Annotated in this window: 13 protein-coding genes; 5 read left to right on the top strand and 8 right to left on the bottom strand. The window is 64.0% G+C overall.

What is annotated here, in order from left to right:
- From ACHFFA_RS08620 to ACHFFA_RS08600, 5 genes are all read right to left on the bottom strand, one after another.
- A partial coding sequence (locus tag ACHFFA_RS08620) for an efflux RND transporter permease subunit (protein WP_394270439.1) occupies nucleotides 1-2,551 on the bottom strand: 2,551 nt, incomplete at its 3' end.
- Complete coding sequence (locus ACHFFA_RS08615) at nucleotides 2,541-3,704, bottom strand: efflux RND transporter periplasmic adaptor subunit (protein ID WP_394270438.1); 1,164 nt, start codon at nucleotides 3,702-3,704, stop codon at nucleotides 2,541-2,543. The genes ACHFFA_RS08615 and ACHFFA_RS08620, both read right to left, overlap by 11 nt.
- Nucleotides 3,705-3,715: 11 nt before the next feature.
- Nucleotides 3,716-4,969, bottom strand: coding sequence for a TolC family protein (locus tag ACHFFA_RS08610; RefSeq protein ID WP_394270437.1), 1,254 nt, complete (start codon nucleotides 4,967-4,969; stop codon nucleotides 3,716-3,718).
- A gap of 487 nt (nucleotides 4,970-5,456) precedes the next feature.
- A complete protein-coding gene (locus ACHFFA_RS08605; RefSeq protein WP_394270443.1) occupies nucleotides 5,457-5,828 on the bottom strand; it encodes a DUF3703 domain-containing protein in 372 nt (123 codons plus the stop codon).
- 16 nt (nucleotides 5,829-5,844) lie between these two features.
- Nucleotides 5,845-6,465 (bottom strand): cation transporter, encoded by a 621-nt coding sequence (locus ACHFFA_RS08600; RefSeq protein ID WP_394270436.1) that lies wholly within the window; start codon nucleotides 6,463-6,465, stop codon nucleotides 5,845-5,847.
- Nucleotides 6,466-6,532: 67 nt separating this feature from the next.
- Between ACHFFA_RS08600 and ACHFFA_RS08595 the strand changes: the two genes are divergently transcribed.
- From ACHFFA_RS08595 to ACHFFA_RS08575, 5 genes are all read left to right on the top strand, one after another.
- On the top strand, nucleotides 6,533-6,931 hold the full coding sequence (locus ACHFFA_RS08595; protein ID WP_394270435.1) for a helix-turn-helix domain-containing protein: 399 nt from the start codon (nucleotides 6,533-6,535) through the stop codon (nucleotides 6,929-6,931).
- Nucleotides 6,932-7,503: 572 nt separating this feature from the next.
- Entirely contained in the window at nucleotides 7,504-8,478 is a 975-nt protein-coding gene (locus ACHFFA_RS08590) for a DNA cytosine methyltransferase (RefSeq protein ID WP_394270434.1), read from the top strand.
- Nucleotides 8,479-8,484: 6 nt separating this feature from the next.
- Nucleotides 8,485-10,782, top strand: coding sequence for an ATP-binding protein (locus ACHFFA_RS08585; RefSeq protein ID WP_394270433.1), 2,298 nt, complete (start codon nucleotides 8,485-8,487; stop codon nucleotides 10,780-10,782).
- A gap of 187 nt (nucleotides 10,783-10,969) precedes the next feature.
- Entirely contained in the window at nucleotides 10,970-12,415 is a 1,446-nt protein-coding gene (locus tag ACHFFA_RS08580; protein ID WP_394270432.1) for a TniQ family protein, read from the top strand.
- Between the two features lie 176 nt (nucleotides 12,416-12,591).
- Entirely contained in the window at nucleotides 12,592-14,955 is a 2,364-nt protein-coding gene (locus ACHFFA_RS08575; protein ID WP_394270431.1) for a putative bifunctional diguanylate cyclase/phosphodiesterase, read from the top strand.
- On the opposite strand, the gene purQ is transcribed toward ACHFFA_RS08575, so the two are convergent.
- The 3 genes from purQ to ACHFFA_RS08560 form a co-directional block, all read right to left on the bottom strand.
- A complete protein-coding gene (gene purQ / locus ACHFFA_RS08570; RefSeq protein ID WP_394270430.1) occupies nucleotides 14,952-15,629 on the bottom strand; it encodes a phosphoribosylformylglycinamidine synthase subunit PurQ in 678 nt (225 codons plus the stop codon). The two genes, ACHFFA_RS08575 and purQ, sit on opposite strands and share 4 nt — an antisense overlap.
- The gene (gene purS / locus ACHFFA_RS08565) at nucleotides 15,629-15,862 is read right to left on the bottom strand and encodes a phosphoribosylformylglycinamidine synthase subunit PurS (protein ID WP_394270429.1); all 234 of its coding nucleotides are present in this window, start codon (nucleotides 15,860-15,862) and stop codon (nucleotides 15,629-15,631) included. Before purS ends, purQ begins: the two co-directional genes overlap by 1 nt.
- Before the next feature lie 79 nt (nucleotides 15,863-15,941).
- On the bottom strand, nucleotides 15,942-18,827 hold the full coding sequence (locus tag ACHFFA_RS08560) for a M16 family metallopeptidase (protein ID WP_394270442.1): 2,886 nt from the start codon (nucleotides 18,825-18,827) through the stop codon (nucleotides 15,942-15,944).
- Nucleotides 18,828-18,871 lie beyond the last annotated feature (44 nt).

Raw genomic sequence — 18,871 nt, 5'->3', positions numbered from 1 at the left:
ATACTGAGGACAGGGGCACCACCACGCCGGTCGAGGAGACGATCGGCAGGGCGGCCAGGCTGGTTGGATCGTTGCGGGTCGCCTCGGGCAGACGGACGACAACGTCGAAGCGCCGATCCCCTTCGAAGATGCGTCCAGCCTCTGTTCCGCCGATGGCGGTGGAGACCGCCTCCGAGACGTCCGCCGCCGACAGGCCGTAGTTGGCCGCCGCGAAGCGGTCGACGCTGACCGTCAGCGTCGGCAACCCCGACGCCTGTTCCACTCGAACGTCGGCGGAACCCGGTGTTTCCTCCAATGCGCGAGCCACCTGCTCGCCGACCCTCTGCAGGGTGTCGAAGTCGTCGCCGTAGACCAGCACCGCCAAATCGGTCCGGACGCCGGAGATCAGTTCGTTGAAGCGCAGTTCGATCGGCTGGCTGAACTCGAAATTATTGCCGATCTGCTGACTAACCGCCTCCTCAATGCGCTCGATGAGCGCCTCCTTTTCGAGGCCCGGGTCTGGCCAGTCGCCTCGGTCCTTGAGGATGATCACGCTGTCGGAGATGTTACGCGGCATGGGATCGACGGCGGCCTCCGCCGTGCCGGTGCGCGAGAACACCAGCTCGACCTGCGGGAAGGTCTCGAGCCGCTCCTCCACCCGTCTCTGCATGGCGAGCGAGCGCTCGAGCGAGGTCGACGGTATCCGCAGCGACTGCACCGCGATGTCTTGCTCGTCCAGTTGCGGCGTGAACTCGCTGCCGAGGAAAGTGAACACGAAGGCGGCCACGGCGAAGATGCCGGCACCCGCTCCGATCACCGGCCAAGGGCGTGCGATGGCGCGACGCACCGCTGGGCCATAGCGTTCCTTCGCCGTGCGGACAGGCTTGACTTCCTTCTCGGTCAGCTTGCGATTGAGGAGCACCGCGATCATCGCCGGAACGAAGGTCAGCGACAGCACGAAGGCGGAGGCGAGCGCGAGCATCACCGTGATGGCCATCGGCGAGAACGTCTTGCCCTCGACACCTGTGAAGGTGAGAAGCGGAGCGTAGACCAGCAGGATGATCGCCTGACCGTAGACGGTCGGCTTGATCATTTCCTGCGCGGCCAGCCGCGTCTCGGTCAAGCGCTCGCCAAGGCTGAGCAGTCTGCCTTCCCGGTGCTGTCTGGCGGCGAGCCGAGCGACGCTGTTCTCGACGATGATGACCGCGCCATCGACAATGAGCCCGAAGTCCAGCGCCCCCAGGCTCATCAGGTTGCCCGAAACGCCGAGCCTGTTCATGCCCACGGCCGCCATCAGCATGGATATCGGAATGACCAGCGCGGCGATGATCGCTGCACGGACGTTGCCGAGCATGAAGAACAGGACTGCGATAACGAGGAGCGCACCCTCGACTAGGTTCTTCTCCACCGTCGCGATGGTCGCATCGACCAGAGACGAGCGGTTGTAGACGATCTCGGCGACCACGCCGGCAGGTAGCGAGGCGCGCACCTCGTCCAGCCGCTCCGCCGCGGCTGCCGCCACGGTGCGACTGTTCTCCCCGCTACGCATCAGGACGGTGCCGACGACCGCCTCCTCACCATTGAGCGAGGCGGCGCCAGTCCGCAGATCGCCGCCGATGCGCACCGTGGCGACATCTCCGATCCGGATCGGAACGCCCTCGCGGGTCGTGACGACGGCCTGTTCGATGTCCTGCGTGCCACCGAGACGCGCATCCACGCGGACGAGCAGGGCCTCCCCGGCACGATCGACGAAGTTGGCGCCCGCAGCGAGGTTCGCCGCCTCCAATGCCTCGATCAGTGAGTCGAACGACAGGCCGTAACCAGTGAGACGGGCGGGGTCGGGCTGCACGAGGAACTGCTTTTCGTAACCGCCGATCGAATCCACGCCTGCCACACCATCGATCGAACGCATCAACGGGGCGACGACCCAATCCTGGACCGTGCGCAGGTAGGCTGCCTTGGCGACCTCGGTGTCGAGGCGTTCACCGCGCTCGGTGATGAAGCTCCCGTCCGACTGCCAGCCAGTCCGGTCACCTACCGGTGCGCCGCGACCTCCAGGATACTCGTATTCGATCGTATACATCAGCACCTCACCGAGACCGGTAGAGATCGGCCCCATCGTGGGCTCCGCCCCTTCCGGCAGGCTTGCGCCGATCGGGGCAAGCCGTTCGTTCACTTGGCTGCGCGCGAAGTAGATGTCGGTGCCTTCCTCAAAGATCGCGGTGACCTGACTGAAGCCGTTGCGCGAGATCGAGCGCGTCATCTCGAGCCCCTCGATCCCGGCCAGACCAGTCTCGATCGGAAAGGTCACCTGTGTCTCCACCTGCGAGGGTGAGAGCGCGGAGGCGCTGGTGTTGATCTGCACCTGGGTGTTGGTGATGTCAGGCACCGCGTCGATCGGCAGGCGCAGGAGGTTCATGGCCCCGTAGATTGCAGCGAAGACGGTCAAGACGATGACCGCCCAACGGAACCGCACGGCGATGTCGAGGATCGCCCCGATCAGACCGTGGCGATGGCTGCCCGTATCGGGATGGGTCTCCACATGAGGCGCGGGCTCTGTCTTAGTGTCCATGGGTCGCGCCCTCCTTCTCGAGTTCCGCCTTGAGCAGGAAGGCGTTGTCGGTGGCGATGCGCCATCCCTCCTCAAGACCGGAGAGGATCGTCACCTGCCCGGCGGACCGGGTTCCGACTTCGACCTCGCGAGCCTGGAAACCGCTCTTGGTGCGGACGAACACGACGTCGCGTCCTTCGAGCACCTGGACGGCGTCCTCTGGCACGGCGATACGGGTGCGATCCACTTCGCCCGAAGGTCTTATCCGCGCCTGGAGGAAAGCGCCCGGTTGCAGGCCCGGAACGCCGCGCGAGAGCGACAAGACTGCGGTGGCACTGCGGCTCTCCGGATCGAGCGAGGGCGTAACCGAACGCACCCGGGCCCCGATCTCGCGGCCATCGCCGACGATCAGCACGGCCTCGTCGCCAGGTTGGATGCGGGAGGCTTCGGCCGAAGGCAGCGCCACTTCGACCTGCAACCCGTTCGGATTGACGACGCGATAGAGCTCCTCGCCGGCATCCACGAAGGCGCCGAGCACGATCGGTGCGGCGGTGATCCTGCCAGCCAGAGGAGAGGTGACCGCCAGCGAACGCCCGTCACCGCTGACGCCGGCTGCCGCTACCGCGGCCTGCGCTCGCTGCAATTCCGAGCGCGCCACACTGAGATTTGCCTGCGCGGCCTCCAGATCCTGGCGGGCCGTGACATTCGCCTCGAACAGGCGCCGTTCGCGATCGTAGGCGGCGGACAGCTCGGTGACCCGAGCGCGCGCCGCGCTGAGCTGCGAGGCGAGAGCGGCGGCATCCGCGCTCTCGATGCGGGCGACGGTCTCGCCGCGCGAAACGTAATCGCCCAGCGTCTTGCCCACGGAGCGGACGACACCCGAGGCGCGGGCGTCGATACGCGCGGAGGCGGTGGGGCTCGCTGCGACCGTCGCCGGGAAGACGAGCTCGACAGCGGCTCCAGACCGCACTGCGGCCAGCTGTATCCCGGCCTCGCTGATCTGCTCGTCGCTCAAGGTGACTATACCTTCGGGTGTTTCGGTCTCTGCCTCCTCATGCGCATGGCCCCTCTCACCCGCATGATCGTCGACATCGGAGGTTGGCCAGAATATCAGCGCGAGAGCGCCGATCGCGATCACGATACCGAAGAGGATCGCCAGCTTTCTGCGTGTCATGGATAGATCCTTCACTGTGCGGCCAGCCCGATGAGTTCGGCGGCGGCCTGGCCCCGCTCTTCGCGGGCGGCGATGAGCGCCTCGCGGATCGTGTCGCGTGCCTCGGCGGCAGCGAGCACCTCGATCAGGGGAAAGCGTCCATTGCGATATCCGATGCGGACGAGGCGCAGCGCCTCCTCCGCCTGCGGGAGCGATGTCTGCGAGAGTGTCTCGACCCGGGCCTCGGCCCCAAGATATCTCGCGCGAGCCGCGGCTACCGATTGCTCGTAATCCGCGAGCGCGACGGCTTCGCGCGCGTTCGCCGCCCGCAAACGGGCTTCGGCAGCGGCGATGTTGCCCTGGTTCCGGTCGCGGAAGGGCAGAGGGATCGACACCCCGACCAGGAACGCGTTGTCACCGCTCTCCTCGAAGCGCCGCACGCCGGCGGAGACCGTCGGATCCGGTATACGCAGGCTTCGCTGCCGCTCGATCTCCGCCGCTGCGGCCGTGCTCTCGGCGCGTGCGACCTGATAGGTCAGGCTCTCCGTTGCCTGGGACATCAACGATGGGGGCGGGACGATGTTCGGAAAGTCGGCCGGAACTAGCGGTGCCTCTGATGCGGCCCACAGCGAGGCGAGCGCCGTGCGAGCCGCCAGACTCTCTGCCTCGGCCTCCACCAGATGCGCACGCGCCTCCGCCAAGGCGGCATCCGCACGCAACGCCCGCAGAGGCGGCTCGCGGCCGACCTCGACCAGGACACCTGCTATGCGGGCGAGTTCCTCATTGCGCGCGACCACGTCCCGCGCGAGTTCGACCCGCGCGGCTGCGGCAACAGCAAGCAGGTAGCGCTCGCGCACCAGTCGGCCGAGTTCGACCGCAGTCAGATCGGCTCTAAGGGAAGCCAGATCCGCCTGGGCCTGGGCCGCACCAACCCGTGCGGAACGCTTTCCGCCCAGCTCCAAGCGCTGGCCGACAGAGAGCGTATACTCGGTCGACTCGAGGCCGGAGAACGCGCCGCTGCCGGCGACGTTCTCGACTTCGAAGGACACCTCCGGATTAGGACTCAGGCGAGCCTGGTCGACCAGAGCCGCCGCCGCGTCGGTTTCCGCGCGGGGTCCCACGAGGCGGGGGTTGGTGACGGGGGTGTCGGCTTGCTCGGCGACCCCGCTGAGTTCGAGCGCATCATCGAGCGTGACGATACGCGGGTCCTGCGCGCTGGCAGGTCCCGAGGACAGGGCGAGTATCAGCCCCCAGAAGGGGGCCGCTCGCCACGATATGGCGAACATGGATGGGAATCCCTCTGCTGACGTTCAGTTCGGCGTCGGAAAAGGGTTCCGACGCGCGGCGAACGTCAGGCGCGAGGAGGGGGTGTGATCAGTTCCGCTGGACCGGAAGCGAACCAGGGTTGGTCTGCGGCGTGGAGCACGCTCACAACCGATCTCGGGGCAAAGGGCTCAGAAAACCTGCCAACGGCCTGCGATGCATGATGGCAATGACCATGTGCACAGGCACCGTGCTTCTCCGGTCCCCTCTCGCCATTCCCAGGTTCGTCATGCTGCTCGAGCTGGGAGGCTACCGGAGGCTCGTCCGAACATTCGGCCGCTTCTGCCACCGGCGCCCACAGGATACTGAGAGCAGTGCACAGCGTGACAAGCTGCAGCAAGAAGGAGCGGGCGAGGAGCCGGGTCATCGGCCGTCCGCTACCAGCAGAAGCTTCGCGGCGAAAGAACAATCTCGACAGACGAAATGTGATTTCATAACAAGAAGATCGATCTATGCGACGGTGTTCTGAGACGAGCGATCACTTCGACTTGCCGATAGGCCGAGCACGAGTCTGATCTCCGGCTCTATTTCCATCGGGGCGAAGGGGCTGACATTCGAGCGCCCGCTGTTTCCGACCGGGAGGCTGCCCGTGAGGTTGCCCAAGGGGGCAAGGGCAAGCCTGACAACCTGACCCCGAACCTCCCGCCAGTCCCGCAATCGCCAGGCAAGCCGAAGCATCCGCAGATGGGAGCCGCAGTGCGGTCCCAAGCGGACCTGTGCCGCGATGTGGGCTCGCTCGAGGTGATGCCATGCGCTGCCGATATTCCCGGCACGTCTCGCAGCTTCTGACCGATGATATTCCTCGGCAAGGAAGGCGTCCATTCGGGCGATGGCGTCGCTATTCATGAGCCAGCTCCTGACGCGCTTGCCCGAATACCTCGATGCTGCCCCAGAACGCGAGGCCGGCCATGACCGAGGCGACTAGCAGGTCGGGCCAAGCCTGTCCCGTGCCGAAGACGCCGAGAGCAGCCCCCAACACCGCGAGGTTGCCGATCGCGTCGTTGCGCGAGCAGATCCAGACAGATCGCATGTTCGCGTCGCCCTCGCGGAAGCGGAACAGCATCAGCGCAACGATCACGTTGGTCGCCAAAGCCAGGGTGCCGACCACACCCATCATCGCTGGCTCCGGATCGGCACCCGCTATCAGGCCATAGATGGCATAGCCGATCACCCATATGCCAAAGCCAAGCATGGTCGCGGCCTTCACCAGCGCAGCTCTGGCTCGCCAGGCGAGCGCCATTCCTGCAACGCCCAAGCTGATCGCGTAGTTCGCGGCATCGCCGAAGAAGTCGAGCGCATCCGCTTGGAGCGCACGGGAATCGGCAGCGACACCGGCGACCATCTCCACCATGAACATGGCCGCATTTGCGATAAGCGCGATCCAAAGGACGCGGCGCCAGCGCGCATCGTTGTGCGCGGCGGTGTCGGATTCCGGTGTCTGGCAGCAGGACTTCGCCATGCCGCTCTCCTTGCAACGTTCGAGTCGCAGCTACATATGCACCTTGTAGCAACTACAAGGTCAAGCGATGCGTATCGGAGAGCTGGCGAGAGCCACAGGCACGAAGGCGGAAACCATCCGCTACTACGAGCGTGAAGGGATATTACCGGCCGCGGACCGCACGGACAGCAATTATCGCGATTATTCCGACAGCCATCTGGCGACACTGACTTTCGTGCGCAGGGCGAGAGGACTGGGCTTCAGCATGGCGCACGTTCGCCGATTGCTCGCTCTTTCGGAGCACGAGGAGAAGCCGTGCACGGACGTCGACCGCCTCGTGAGGCAACAAATGCAAGAGGTGGAGGAGAAGATCGCCGATCTCACATCCTTGCATAAGGAGCTTCGAGATTTGATGCGATCCTGCGAGGGGGATCTAATCAGGGACTGCCGGATCGTAGAAAGCCTGTCTCATCGACGACCACGATAGGGGCGATCGGCGCCGGCAGAGACATTGACCTACGTTTTCGAAGAATACGACACGATAGTCGCTGCGGCTCCGAAGCGATCAGGGCGTTCGCGCAAAGCTCGCAGAAGGTTCGCTTCAACGCGACTTGGATTGGGCCCGTCGCAAAAGGTCTATCTGATTGATCAGAACACGGGCGTTATAGCCATCCGCCAGATATGCCTCGCAGCTCCTTTTCGCGAGCTTCGTATCCCTGACCTCCCTTTTGGGCTTCACTCCCTTTAGAGCCGATCGCCTGCGCCGGGGTACGCCATCGCGGTCTCCAGCCTCTGCTCTTTCCCCCGCGTTCGCACACAAAGCCGCGTGACGTGACAGATACGCATCAAGTCGGCGCACCCTCGGAGTGACGCGCTTCAACGATCCCCGTTTCGCTCTCGAGATGAACGGCTGATCTACCTCGATCGCTTCGGCAATGACCTCCTGACGGGGAAGGGCGCGGTCGGCCAGTCGCGCGCGAACGCGGTTGAGAATTTCGACTGCCTCATTCTCTTCCATCTTGATTCGCTTAATCGCATAACGCATAACACATATGCAATATGCGTTTTGTTGATCTCTTTTCGGGCGCGGGCCTTTTCAGCGGCGGTTTCGTGCAGCAGGGCTTCCGGCCGGTCCTCGCGATCGACCTGTGCAAGGACGCCATCGCCAGCTACGAGCGCAACGTCGCGCCGGTCGGGCGTTACGGATCTGTTGCTGACCTTGAGAGGCTGCCAGACTGCGAGGTGCTCATCGCGGGCCCGCCGTGTCAGGGTTTCTCCACGCTCGGTCGGCGCGACCCCCTTGATGCGCGTAATGCACTCGCCTTCGAGGTCGTCCGACTGGCCGCCACCAATCCTCCCAATGTCGTGGTCATCGAGAACGTCCCACCGTTCCTCAGGTCTACGGCATGGGCGCGAATAAAGGGCGCTCTCGAGGAATTGGATTACTTCGTGGTCGCGTGGGAACTCGATGCGGCAGACTATGGGACCCCGCAATACAGGAAGCGCTCGTTCACGATCGCCAGTCGCGTTGGGATACCCGAAGGACCCGAGCCCACCCTCGGGACCATCAGCGCCAAGACGGCTCTCTCGCGCCCCATCGATCCGGACGACCCAATGCATCGATGGCCGCTCCCCAGCGATCTAGCCGCAGCCCGGATGAGCCGGATTCCGAGCGGTGGTGACAAGCGTGACCTCATGCGAAGTGCGCCAGACCTATGCCCCCCGTCATGGAAGTCAGTTGGCTGCCAAGCGACAGACGTCTGGGGCCGAATCGATGCCGACAAGCCGGCGAACACCCTCCGCTGCGCATTCCAGAACCCGTCGAAGGGCCGCTATATCCATCCGATGGCGAACCGGGTCATCTCCTTGCGGGAAGGGGCGCGGCTACAGGGTGTGCCTGATGACTGGCAATTCGTCGGACGAAACTATCCGGTCGCGCGCCAGATAGGGAACGGGGTTCCGATTCCGTTGGCGGGAGCAGTCGCGGGTTCAATCCGTACCCTGCTGACGCAGAAGATCCGCGCCACCGCCTAAGGATATTTGCTTGGGACCGCGCAGCTATGGCAGAATACTTCAATTCCGGTCGGCTTCCTCGAACTCGCACCCTGTCAGGGCAGACAGAGACCGCAGGCAATCAGCAGCCACTCTGAATTGGAGGAGTTTAGGCGGGAAGGTGGTAAGCCGGGGCGAAACGGGCATAGTCGAGGGATGAACAGCCCGAAGTCGATTCGCCACCAAGGCCGACCCGCCGAATTTCCGCTCAAGATCCAAGGCGGAATGCTCGAGGCGCTTGGCATCAACATGTATGCCACGATCGGCAAATGCTTGGTCGAATTCGTCGCCAACGCCCATGACGCCGAAGCGACCCGCGTAGACATCTCGATCCCCTTCGACGCGATCGAGGAAGCGCGATCGAAGGCGCGCGAGATCGCCAAGGCGCAGGTCAAGACTGGAGACCGTGACCCGTTCACCGTCCTGCTCACGCCACTGCCTGAAGATCTGAAGATCACGATCAGCGACGATGGGCACGGCATGTCACCTGAGCAGATCGAAGAGCGCTTCCTGCCCGTCAATCGGAAGCGCCGGGAGGACGCGCATGGCGAAGAGACGGTGCTCACCTCGGAGAGCGGCAAGCGACACGTCATGGGGCGGAAGGGCCTCGGCAAGCTCGCGGGCTTCGGCGCAGCGACGAAGGTCGTGATTGAAACCAAGAGGGAAGGTCAGGACTTCGCGACCATCTTCACGCTCGACGACGCGGTGATCCGCGAAGCCGAAGATATCGGCGAGGTCCGCATCCCTGCCAAATACATCGAAGGACGTCCGACTGAGCAGAGGGGAACCACCGTCACGCTCTACGGCTTGAAGTCGGATGCCGTGCGCTATGCCTTCGACACCATCGCCAAGCAGATACGCAGTGCGTTCTTCGGCATACGGGCCGACGAGATGGCGATCCACATCAACGAAACGCTGATAGAGCAACCCAATCCCGATTTCGTTTTCGTTTACCCGGAAGGCGCGTCGGAAGACGATCTGGCGGACGACGAGGTCCAGATCGGCGAACTCGCCACCATGCCCGTCCGCTACATGGTGGGCTTCCGCAGACAGAACCTGCCCACCAGCCAGCGCGGCGCACGGATCTACTGCAACAAGCGGCTCGCGGCCGGCCCCTCGCTCTTCGGGCTCCCCACCGGCATGCACAACTTCCACAGCCAGAGCTACATGGAATGCATCGTCCAGGCCGACGAACTCGACCGGCATGGCATAGACCTCATCAACACCAATCGCAGCCAGCTGCGCGAGGACAACGAGATCGTCGCCGCACTGCTGGAGTTCGTGGAGGAGCGGATGCGACGCGCCCTGGCCGCCCATGCGAAGTGGAAGGAGGAGGTGGTCGACGAGGAGATCACTAAGGCGCCGAAGGCCCGTTTCGCCATGCAGATGACCAGCACGCTGGAAGGACCCGCAAAGGCATCGGCACGCCGGTTGCTGCGTCGGCTCGCGATCGAGCACGGAGCTGACTCACGCGAGTTCGAGGAACTCGCGCCGCTGATCGTCCAGACGATGAACACCGGCGAGGTGCTGATCCGCCTCAGCCATCTCAAGACCAACGTGGAGACGATCCGGCAGGTGGCGCTTAATCTCATCGAACTGGCGGATATCGAGAAGAGCGACGCGCTCAAGATCTACCGGGGTCGCCGCGACGCCATCAATGCGCTGCTCGCGCTGGTTCGCAAGGGCGAGCACGAATTTTGGAAGAAGAAGGGGATCGAGAAGGAACTGCACCAGCTCCTGAAGGAGGAGCCGTGGCTCATTCGCCCGGAGTTCAATCGCTACCTGACCAGCGACGAGCGGTTGACGAACGTGTCGACCATGCTCGCCGAGCATCTCGGTGTCGACACGCAGGCGGCGCTCGACGATCCCAAACGACCGGACCTCGTCTTCGTGATGAGCGATACCGGCCAGCCCCACCGGATCATCGTGGTGGAACTCAAGTCGACCAGCCTACCGCTGAAGCACGAGCATCTCGTCCAGTTGAAGGGTTACATGGCCAAGGTTGAGACCTACTGCCGGACCGAACTGAACCGACGGGTGACCGTCCACGGTTATCTTATCGGCTCGATGCCGGATGAGAAGACCATCAATGACGACGAGCGTCTGCTGCTGCACGAGATCGAGAAGCAGGGTCTGAATTCCGAATGGTCTGTCATGGGCACGCGCTCGATGCTCGAATACGCGCAGGTTGCGAACGGACACGCGATTGCGGCGATGGAGAAAGATCTCGCCGATCTCGATCAGGACGACGAGAGCGAGCGGGATGAGAAGGACGTTGCAGCCTGAACCTGAATTCACCCCAGAACGTCCAAGAAACTAGACCAATGGGCCGAGCCGTGACCGCGGCCGTTTCTCCGACCTGGAATATGCCAATTCACCAGCGCCCCCGAGCCGGCGGCATGAAACCGCGACCGGGCTAGGCTAAAGCCGAGTGTCAATCACTGGTGAACTTCTGACCGATAGAAATGATGCGATGAGCGATGTGAGCCTGCCCTCGCAGAATACATCATCGTTCTTTCCACCGATACTCCCGGACGAGTTGCTGCTTTCGGCGGTCGCGCGCTTCTCGTTCCTCTCACGTACAGACACCTACACGACGAACGAAACGCTTTTTGGGCGACGTAAGATTCGTTTCGCTTACGATCTTCCCATAGGGGTCGTAAGCCTTGCCCGAGCCATTGGGGGCTCGGATCCGGCGCAACTGGTCCGCGAGCACACCCTCTATCCCTTCTTCGTTGCACTTCTGGAGAGCGAACAGCGGGAGGAACTGATGCGCGCGATGCTCTCCGACCGTAAAGTGCATAACAAGCTGTTCGGTCGGATATCGCAAGTCCCGCGTCCCGAATTCCTCCGCCACTGTCCTGCCTGCGATCGCGCCCACGAGGCGAACTTCGGTGTCCGATACTGGCAGAGGCGGCATCAGCTCCCAACCAGTCTGGTGTGCGTCGAACATCGCATTCCGCTGCGGGCCTCCTCGGTGGCCACATCGTCCGGCGTCCAGCGATACGAACTCGTTTCGGAACCCCAGGTCCAGGGACCGCCCCTGCTACCAGAGATGGGTGAACCTTCCCTCGAAAGATTTCTCCATCTCGCCTCCGTGGGTCATGACCTGTTGAATTGGCAGGGAGAAGCTCGCCCCGAATTCGAGCAATCGCTTCGGACCATGGTTCTCGAAACGGGATATCGCAGAGGTCCTGCGGACGATGACATTGAGAACATTCGTCTGGCAGACGAATTCCGACGAGATAGTCCGGACCTCATCCGGTTATGGCCGTGGTTGAACAAGGCCATCGATACCGCAGGCCGGCTAGGATGGATCCGGATGCATACAACCAGAGATGCGCCGCCATCGCGGGTGACGTTCACCTATGCGGTTCTGCGGTCCTATCTCCAGCTCAAGAGGAGCAGTTTCTCCTTTCCCAGCCAGACGCGGGATTGGACTGGCATTCATGTCGACCTCAGTGCGGTGGAGAGGCGGAGGAGGATGGAGAGCCTGACGGAAAAAGAGCTTGAGAAGCTGGTTTCCACAGCAATCGACCAGATACTTCTTGAGCAGCCCCCTGTTCGAGCGCTCCCGACAGAAATCTTTCGTCGCTCGCCAGCGATTGCTCATGCTTGGCGCATCGATCTGGGTGGACGGTTTCGTTCACTGCTGACCGACCGAGCCGAAAGTCTGGACAGTTTCCATCTCCGCGTTATCCGCTACGCTCTGACTGAGGCATTGAGAAGCGATCAGACACTTTCCGACAGTGCATTGCTGCATCTGGTTGGCAAGCGAACAATTGAGGAGGTCAGAGCATTGCGAGCGGAGGCAGAGAGACCCGCCTTAGCGGGTGATCAGGACGGGTCTCGACAGCGGACAGATAGATCGAGGTGTTTGAGTGTCAGAACCTTATTCCCGCAAAATCGGGATTGTTAGGATTCGGTGTCAGAACCTAATTAACGCGAGACACGGAATTCCAATGCCATAGATGTCAGGACCGAATTAGATTTTACCAGCGCAGTTCGTTAACTATTGAATTGGTTTGCATTTTTCTCCCTGAAGCGGGGTCTGCGTTTACACCGGAATAACCTTTCCCCTCTACCCCGCTGGGCATGAGCGAACCGGTTCCAAACTACGCGACGATGGTTTCATCATTGTCGGTCAAACAGGTTCTGGGACTGACACCGATCGACGGTACGGACTGGGCCGGGCTGCATGGTGCCCGCTATGTGTTCCCGCGCAGCCGCTCGTTCCTGCGAGTCGGGCTGCACGTTCTCGGGTTCCTGATGGTGCTTATCCTGTGCACCGGCACGGTGAGCCTCGCCGTGCTGACGGCTTGGGGCGTGTCGCTGGGGATGGGCGTGGCAATCGCCCGCCGTCTCGACGTGCAGCTGTCCGACGCCGACGGGCGTCATGTCTCCTCTTGCGAGATGAAGCGCCATGCCACGGCCCATGCGATAAAGGGTGCGATCTGGGCGGTGGCGGTGGCCATCGCTGCCAGCCAGCCGGACCCTCACCTTGCCGCGCAGGTATGGGCCGTGGGCGCGATGCTGATCCTCGCCAATGTCACCGGGACCTATTCCGTTCCTCTCAATGCGATTTCCTTCAGCGTGGCGATGTGCGCGGGCAGCGTGATTGCCGCGGTTGCGACCTTGCAGGTCCCACTCGCCATCGCGATCATCACGACCGCGGCTTCGGCGACGCTCGGCTCGCTTCATAACGCGCGCGGGGGTATCCTCGCCCGGCTGGCGCAACGGGGCATTCAGGAAAAGAGCGAGACCGTCTCGCTGCTTCTGCGCGAGTTCGAGGAAGGCAAGGCCGACTGGCTATGGCAGACCGATACCCGGCGCCGCCTGCTGGCGGTCAGTCCGCGCTTCGCCTTCGCACTGGGCAAGGATCCGGCGGAACTGGAGGGGCACTCGCTGTTGCAGGTGATCTCCGGCGATGGCTGGAAAAGCGGGGAATTCCCTATGAGCCTGCACGATCTGGCTGAACGGCTGAAGCTGCGCGAAAGCTTTTCCGACCTCATTGTCGAAGGCTTCGTTGCCGGAGAGCGGCGCTGGTGGGAGCTTTCGGGCACGCCGATGCTGGGGGAGGACGGGAGCTTTTTGGGGTACAGGGGCGTAGGTTCCGACGTCACCAAGCAGCGCGAAAGCAACGAAAAGATCGCTTTCCTGGCGCGCTACGACGCGCTGACCCAGCTGCCCAACCGGCTGATGCTGAACGAGGCACTGGGCGAGGCGCTGGCCTACTCCCGTCAATGGCGTACCCGCTGCGCCCTGCTGATGATCGACCTCGACCGCTTCAAGGCCGTCAACGATTCGCTCGGCCATCCGACCGGCGATCGTCTGCTGCATGAAGTCGCCGGCAGGTTGAAGGCCCTGGTCGGGGAGGGCGAGACCTGCGGCCGGCTCGGCGGGGACGAATTTGCCATCGTCATTCGCGATATCGCGGACCGCCGGCAGATCGAGACGCTGGCAAAGACGATCATTGCGGCGCTTTCGGCCCCCTACAAGATCGACCACCACGTGCTTTATGTCGGCGCCAGCGTCGGCTCGGCCATCGGGCCGAGGGACGGGACGACGGTGGAGGAACTGCTGCGCAATGCGGACCTCGCGCTGTACCGGGCGAAGGACGATGGCGGCGATCTCTATCGCGAATACCTGCCCGCTCTTCATGCGAATGCCGAAGAGAAGCGCCAGCTCGAATTTTCCCTGCGCAGCGCGCTCGATCGCAACGAACTGATCCTCCACTATCAGCCGGTGGTGGACGCGACGCACGAGACCGTGGTCAGTTTCGAGGCGCTGGTGCGCTGGAACAGTGCCGAGCACGGTTTCGTAAGTCCGGGCAAGTTCATTCCTTTGGCCGAGGATACGCGGCTGATCGTTCCGATCGGAACCTGGGTCATGCAGGAAGCCTGCCGCGAGGCCGCCGCGCATTGGCCGGCACCGGTCAAGGTCAACATCAATGTTTCGCCTGAACAGCTTCTCGAGCCCGATTTCGCCGCGACCGTGGTGCGCGCCCTGTCGCATAGCGGGCTCGACCCGCGGCGGCTCGAAATCGAGGTCACCGAAAGCATCTTCCTGCGCGATGCGAGCGTCGCGCGAAGGGCACTTGAACAGTGCATCGCGCTTGGCTGTTCGGTGGCGCTCGACGATTTCGGGACGGGCTATTCGTCGCTCGGCTATCTGCGCAAGCTGAAGTTCACCACGATCAAGGTCGACCGCACCTTCGTTCAGGGCGCGGCGCAGGACAGTCCGGAAAGCCTGGCCATCATCCGCGCCGTGGTCGCCATGGCCGACAGCCTCGATATGACGACCACCGCCGAGGGAGTCGAGAACGAAGAGGAAGCGGCCCTCATCCGGCGGCTTGGCTGCACCAAGATCCAGGGCTTCCACTTCGGCCGCCCGATGCCCGCGGAAGACGTCCGCCGCATTTTCGCGCAGCAGAACGCCTGGCGGCAGATCGCCGGCTAGGCCGTCGCCAATGCGGTCAAGGCGCTTTTGAACAGCGCCAGGCCGTCAGTTCCGCCGTGCGCCGCGTCGACTGCGCGTTCCGGATGCGGCATCATGCCGAGGACATTGCCGGCGCCGTTCAAGATGCCCGCGATATCCCGCCGCGAGCCGTTGGCAGCGCAGGCATAGCGGAAGGCAACGCGCCCTTCGCCCTCCAGGCGATCGAGCGTTTCGTCATCGGCGAAGTAATTGCCGTCATGATGGGCCACCGGAATGCGGATCCTGCTGCCGCCTGCATAGGCCGCGGTAAAGAGCGAGCTGGCGTTTTCGACCGTCAGATCGACCTCGCGGCAGATGAACCTCTGACCTTCGTTGCGCAGCAAGGCACCGGGCAGCATCCGCGCCTCGGTCAGCACCTGAAAGCCGTTGCATACGCCCAGCACCGGCACGCCGCGATCGGCCGCGCGGATCACGTCGCGCATGATCGGACTGCTGGCCGCCATCGCGCCCGAACGCAGATAATCACCGTAGGAGAAACCACCGGGCAGGGCGATGAAGTCGAGCCGGTCAGGCAGCACGGCATCGCCGTGCCATACCCGCAGCGCCGGTTCGCCGCTCGCCAGTTCGAGGGCAACCGCCATGTCGCGATCGCAATTCGAGCCCGGAAAGGTGATAACCGCGGCGCGGAACGCCATCAGTCGAGCCTTTCGATGCGATAATTCTCGATCACGGTATTGGCGAGAAGCCGGTCGCACATCTCGGTCAGCGCAGCGTCGCTGGTGGTGTCGGCGACGTCCAGCTCGATGGCCCGGCCAACCCGCACACTTTCGACGCCTGCAAATCCCAGACCCTCGAGCGCATGATGCACCGCGCGGCCCTGCGGGTCGAGCACCCCGGGCTTGAGCGAAACCAGAACGCGAACCTTCATCTATGTCAGCCTTCCTGCCCGCCGTCCGGGCGCGGGGCGCATATGCCGCGTGGCGCGCCTTCAGGCAAGCCGGGCGCGGCTATTTGGCGGGACCGGACGCAAGGCTTTCATGCACGATGCGGATGGCCAGCGCGTTGCCGGGGACGAGATAGCGCGCCGCGACGATCCGCAAGGCTTCGGGGGTGACGGCACGGAGCCGCGCCTCATAGGTGCGATAGCGATCCAGCCGGTCGGCGCGCAGCTGCGCCTCGCTCAGCAGGCCGAGCCAGTAGCCGTTGTCCTTGCGGCTCATCGCCAGCCGTTCGATCATCGGCCGCCGGGCCCGCTCCAGCACGTCGTCATCGACTGGGGTCGTTGCCAGGCGGTTGGCGATGGCCCGTATCGCGCCGAGCACTGCATCGGCATCGTCCGGCGCGACCAGGGCCGACGCGGCGAAAGTCCCGAACCCCTTGAAGGTATCGGACATCGCCGCCGAAGCGGATGGCGAATAGCTGGCGCCGAGTTGCTCGCGAATTTCCTCCGCCATGACGAGACCCATGACCTCGGCAAGCAGGCGCACGCTCGCCTCCTCCTGCGCATCGTCATCGTCGGTCAGCGGCCAGTAAAGGTGGACGAGCGCCTGATCGGGCTGTCCGGCGTGGGTCAGCACGATCTCGCCGCGTTGCCCGGTGAAGGCAGCCTGCCGGGCACCGGAATGCAGGCCGAGAACGAGCTTGCGCGCAGGCAGCGCGCCAAAGGTGCGCGCGACGGCGGCGATGACCTCGGCCTCATCAATGTCGCCGACCACCGCGATTTCGATCGGCGCCACGGCAAATTCGCGCGCGACGACCGCTTGCAGATCGTCCATCGTCACCGTTTCGAGCAGCGGGCGGGGCGGGGTGCCGAACCGCGGATTGTTATCCGTCAACAGCGCCGGAACCGCGAAGGACGAGGCCGCCTGGGGGCTGGCATCGGCCCGGGCGAAGAACGACGGGAGAAAGGCGCGAAACCGTGCCAGGGCCTCCGGCCGATAGCCGGGATCGGTCAGATAGGCGCTGCTGACGGCCAGTTGCAGCGGCAGGTCGGCCCTTGTGGTCGATCCCGACACACCGAAGCGATCATTGCCGACGCCGATTCCGTAATCGACGTTGCGGCCCGCCATGATGGCCCGCAGCTCGTCGAAGCTGTGCCGGCCAAGTCCTCCTTGCGCCATCGCGTTCGACATCAACGTGGATGCGGCCATCCGATCGTCCGGGATCGCCAGCATGCCCGAACCGATACGCACCGTATAGCGCACCCGCCCGGGCTCGAAATCGGTCCTTTTGAGGTTGAGGCGCACATTGTTGGCGAAACGCAATTGGCGATAGCCGAAGCCCTCGATCGTGAGATCTTCGGCCAGCAGGCCCGGCTGGCCAAAATCGTCGTAGGCGAAGGCCCGAGGGGGCGCACTTGCGGGAGGCTCGACAAGCTGCCTCCGCGATGCCCGGAACGCGGCGAGGATGGCTTCCGGCCCGCCCGCGATGGCGGTTGGCGTGCTGACTTGGATCAGAGGATCGCCGTCGTTGCCGAAGACCTCTCGGAAGGCGTAATTCACTGCTTCGAGCGTCAGGTCGGGTTTGATCTGCTCGAACATCGCCAGGCGTGTCGCCGGCGTCACCACGAGCCGCTCGTTCTTCGCCGCGGCGAGCAGGGTCGATGCCAGCCCCTCGTTGCGCCGGGCCGCCGCCTGTTCGGCCGACGTTCGATAGGTAAGCCCGAAATTCGCAAGCTGTTCGGCAAGCTCGGCATTGGTGAAGCCATGGAGGATGGCCCGGCGCCATTCCTGCTCCGCCGTAGTGATCGCACCGGCCCATTCGCCGTCCCGCGCCTGCAGGGTGAGGCTGGCAAAGTCTGCCAACTCGAAAAAGTCGGACAGGCTGGCGTTCCCACCAAGGATCGGGGCGCCGGGGTCCGTGGCGATCCGCTCCAACCTGCGGGTGAGCATGGAGGTGCCAAGCGAAACCAGCATCCGCCGGCGGGTATCCGCGATCGTATCGACAGGCTGCGAGTAAGGCGCGAACCGGCCCATACGCACGATATATTCGCTGTCGGGATCGACGAAATTCGCGGCCTCGCCGCGGCGCGATACATCGATGCGGCCGTTCTGGGTCCGCGACATTCCTTCGCCCGGCGCCTGCCAGTCGCCGAAATGGCTGGCGATGCGTTCTTCGATGCGGTCCGGGTCCACTTCGCCGACGACGACGAGGAGGGCATTGTCCGGCCGGTAGAGGCGGCGATAGAACCCGGCAAGATCGCTGGCGGCGGCCTGCGCCACATTGGCGCGCACCGCGGGATTACGGAACTGACGGGCGAATACCGTGCCCGGCGCCAGGAACTCGAGCTGGTGGCGGGTGCGCCGGGCGGCGTAGGTCTCGCGCGTCCGGGCCTCTGCGGCAAGAACACCGCGTTCCCGTTCGATCGCCTCGGGCGCGAGCGTCAGCTCGGAAGCGGTTTCGCGCATCAGCATGAGCGCCGTGTCGATCAGCGCCGGATCGCTGCCCGGCAGGTCGAGCCGGTAGATCGTCTGCTCGAACCCCGTGGATGCATTCGTATCCGCCCCGAACGCCAACCCCTCGCGTTCGAGCAGCTTGACCATTTCTCCTTCGGGAACCCGGGCCGAGCCGTTGAACGCCATATGCTCGACGAAGTGGGCCAGCCCCAGTTCGCTGTCGCGTTCATCGATCCAGCCGGCATCGATCGCGAGGCGAATGCTGACCGCGCCAGGCGGGCGATCATTGGGCAGGATGGCATAGCGCAGGCCGTTGGCGAGCAGCCCTTGGCGCACCGCAGGATCGGGCGCGATGTCGTGGATCGCGACGCCCCAATCGGTCTGCGCGGCGGGGGCCGCCCCCTCTTGCGCCGAAGCGGGTGAGGCAACCAGCACAAGCAGCAGAGCGACGAGCGATATCCGCCGCGCGCGCCATCCCGATTGCCGTCCGACCCACATCACCTGTGCGGTAGCCGCCCGCCGCCGTCCCGCCTAGAGGAAAG

This window comes from Qipengyuania sp. (genome assembly GCF_043423005.1).
Lineage (GTDB): Bacteria > Pseudomonadota > Alphaproteobacteria > Sphingomonadales > Sphingomonadaceae > Qipengyuania.
Note: the sequence above shows the minus strand (reverse complement) of the source record. Positions and strands in the feature narration are given on the sequence as shown.

What these genes read in the sequence shown, in the direction of transcription:
- ACHFFA_RS08615 (WP_394270438.1), bottom strand. Translation starts at nt 3,704, where the DNA reads ATGACACGCAGAAAGCTGGCGATCCTCTTCGGTATCGTGATCGCGATC.
- ACHFFA_RS08610 (WP_394270437.1), bottom strand. Translation starts at nt 4,969, where the DNA reads ATGTTCGCCATATCGTGGCGAGCGGCCCCCTTCTGGGGGCTGATACTC.
- ACHFFA_RS08605 (WP_394270443.1), bottom strand. Translation starts at nt 5,828, where the DNA reads ATGGACGCCTTCCTTGCCGAGGAATATCATCGGTCAGAAGCTGCGAGA.
- ACHFFA_RS08600 (WP_394270436.1), bottom strand. Translation starts at nt 6,465, where the DNA reads ATGGCGAAGTCCTGCTGCCAGACACCGGAATCCGACACCGCCGCGCAC.
- ACHFFA_RS08595 (WP_394270435.1), top strand. Translation starts at nt 6,533, where the DNA reads ATGCGTATCGGAGAGCTGGCGAGAGCCACAGGCACGAAGGCGGAAACC.
- ACHFFA_RS08590 (WP_394270434.1), top strand. Translation starts at nt 7,504, where the DNA reads ATGCGTTTTGTTGATCTCTTTTCGGGCGCGGGCCTTTTCAGCGGCGGT.
- ACHFFA_RS08580 (WP_394270432.1), top strand. Translation starts at nt 10,970, where the DNA reads ATGAGCGATGTGAGCCTGCCCTCGCAGAATACATCATCGTTCTTTCCA.
- ACHFFA_RS08575 (WP_394270431.1), top strand. Translation starts at nt 12,592, where the DNA reads ATGAGCGAACCGGTTCCAAACTACGCGACGATGGTTTCATCATTGTCG.
- purQ (WP_394270430.1), bottom strand. Translation starts at nt 15,629, where the DNA reads ATGGCGTTCCGCGCCGCGGTTATCACCTTTCCGGGCTCGAATTGCGAT.
- purS (WP_394270429.1), bottom strand. Translation starts at nt 15,862, where the DNA reads ATGAAGGTTCGCGTTCTGGTTTCGCTCAAGCCCGGGGTGCTCGACCCG.
- ACHFFA_RS08560 (WP_394270442.1), bottom strand. Translation starts at nt 18,827, where the DNA reads ATGTGGGTCGGACGGCAATCGGGATGGCGCGCGCGGCGGATATCGCTC.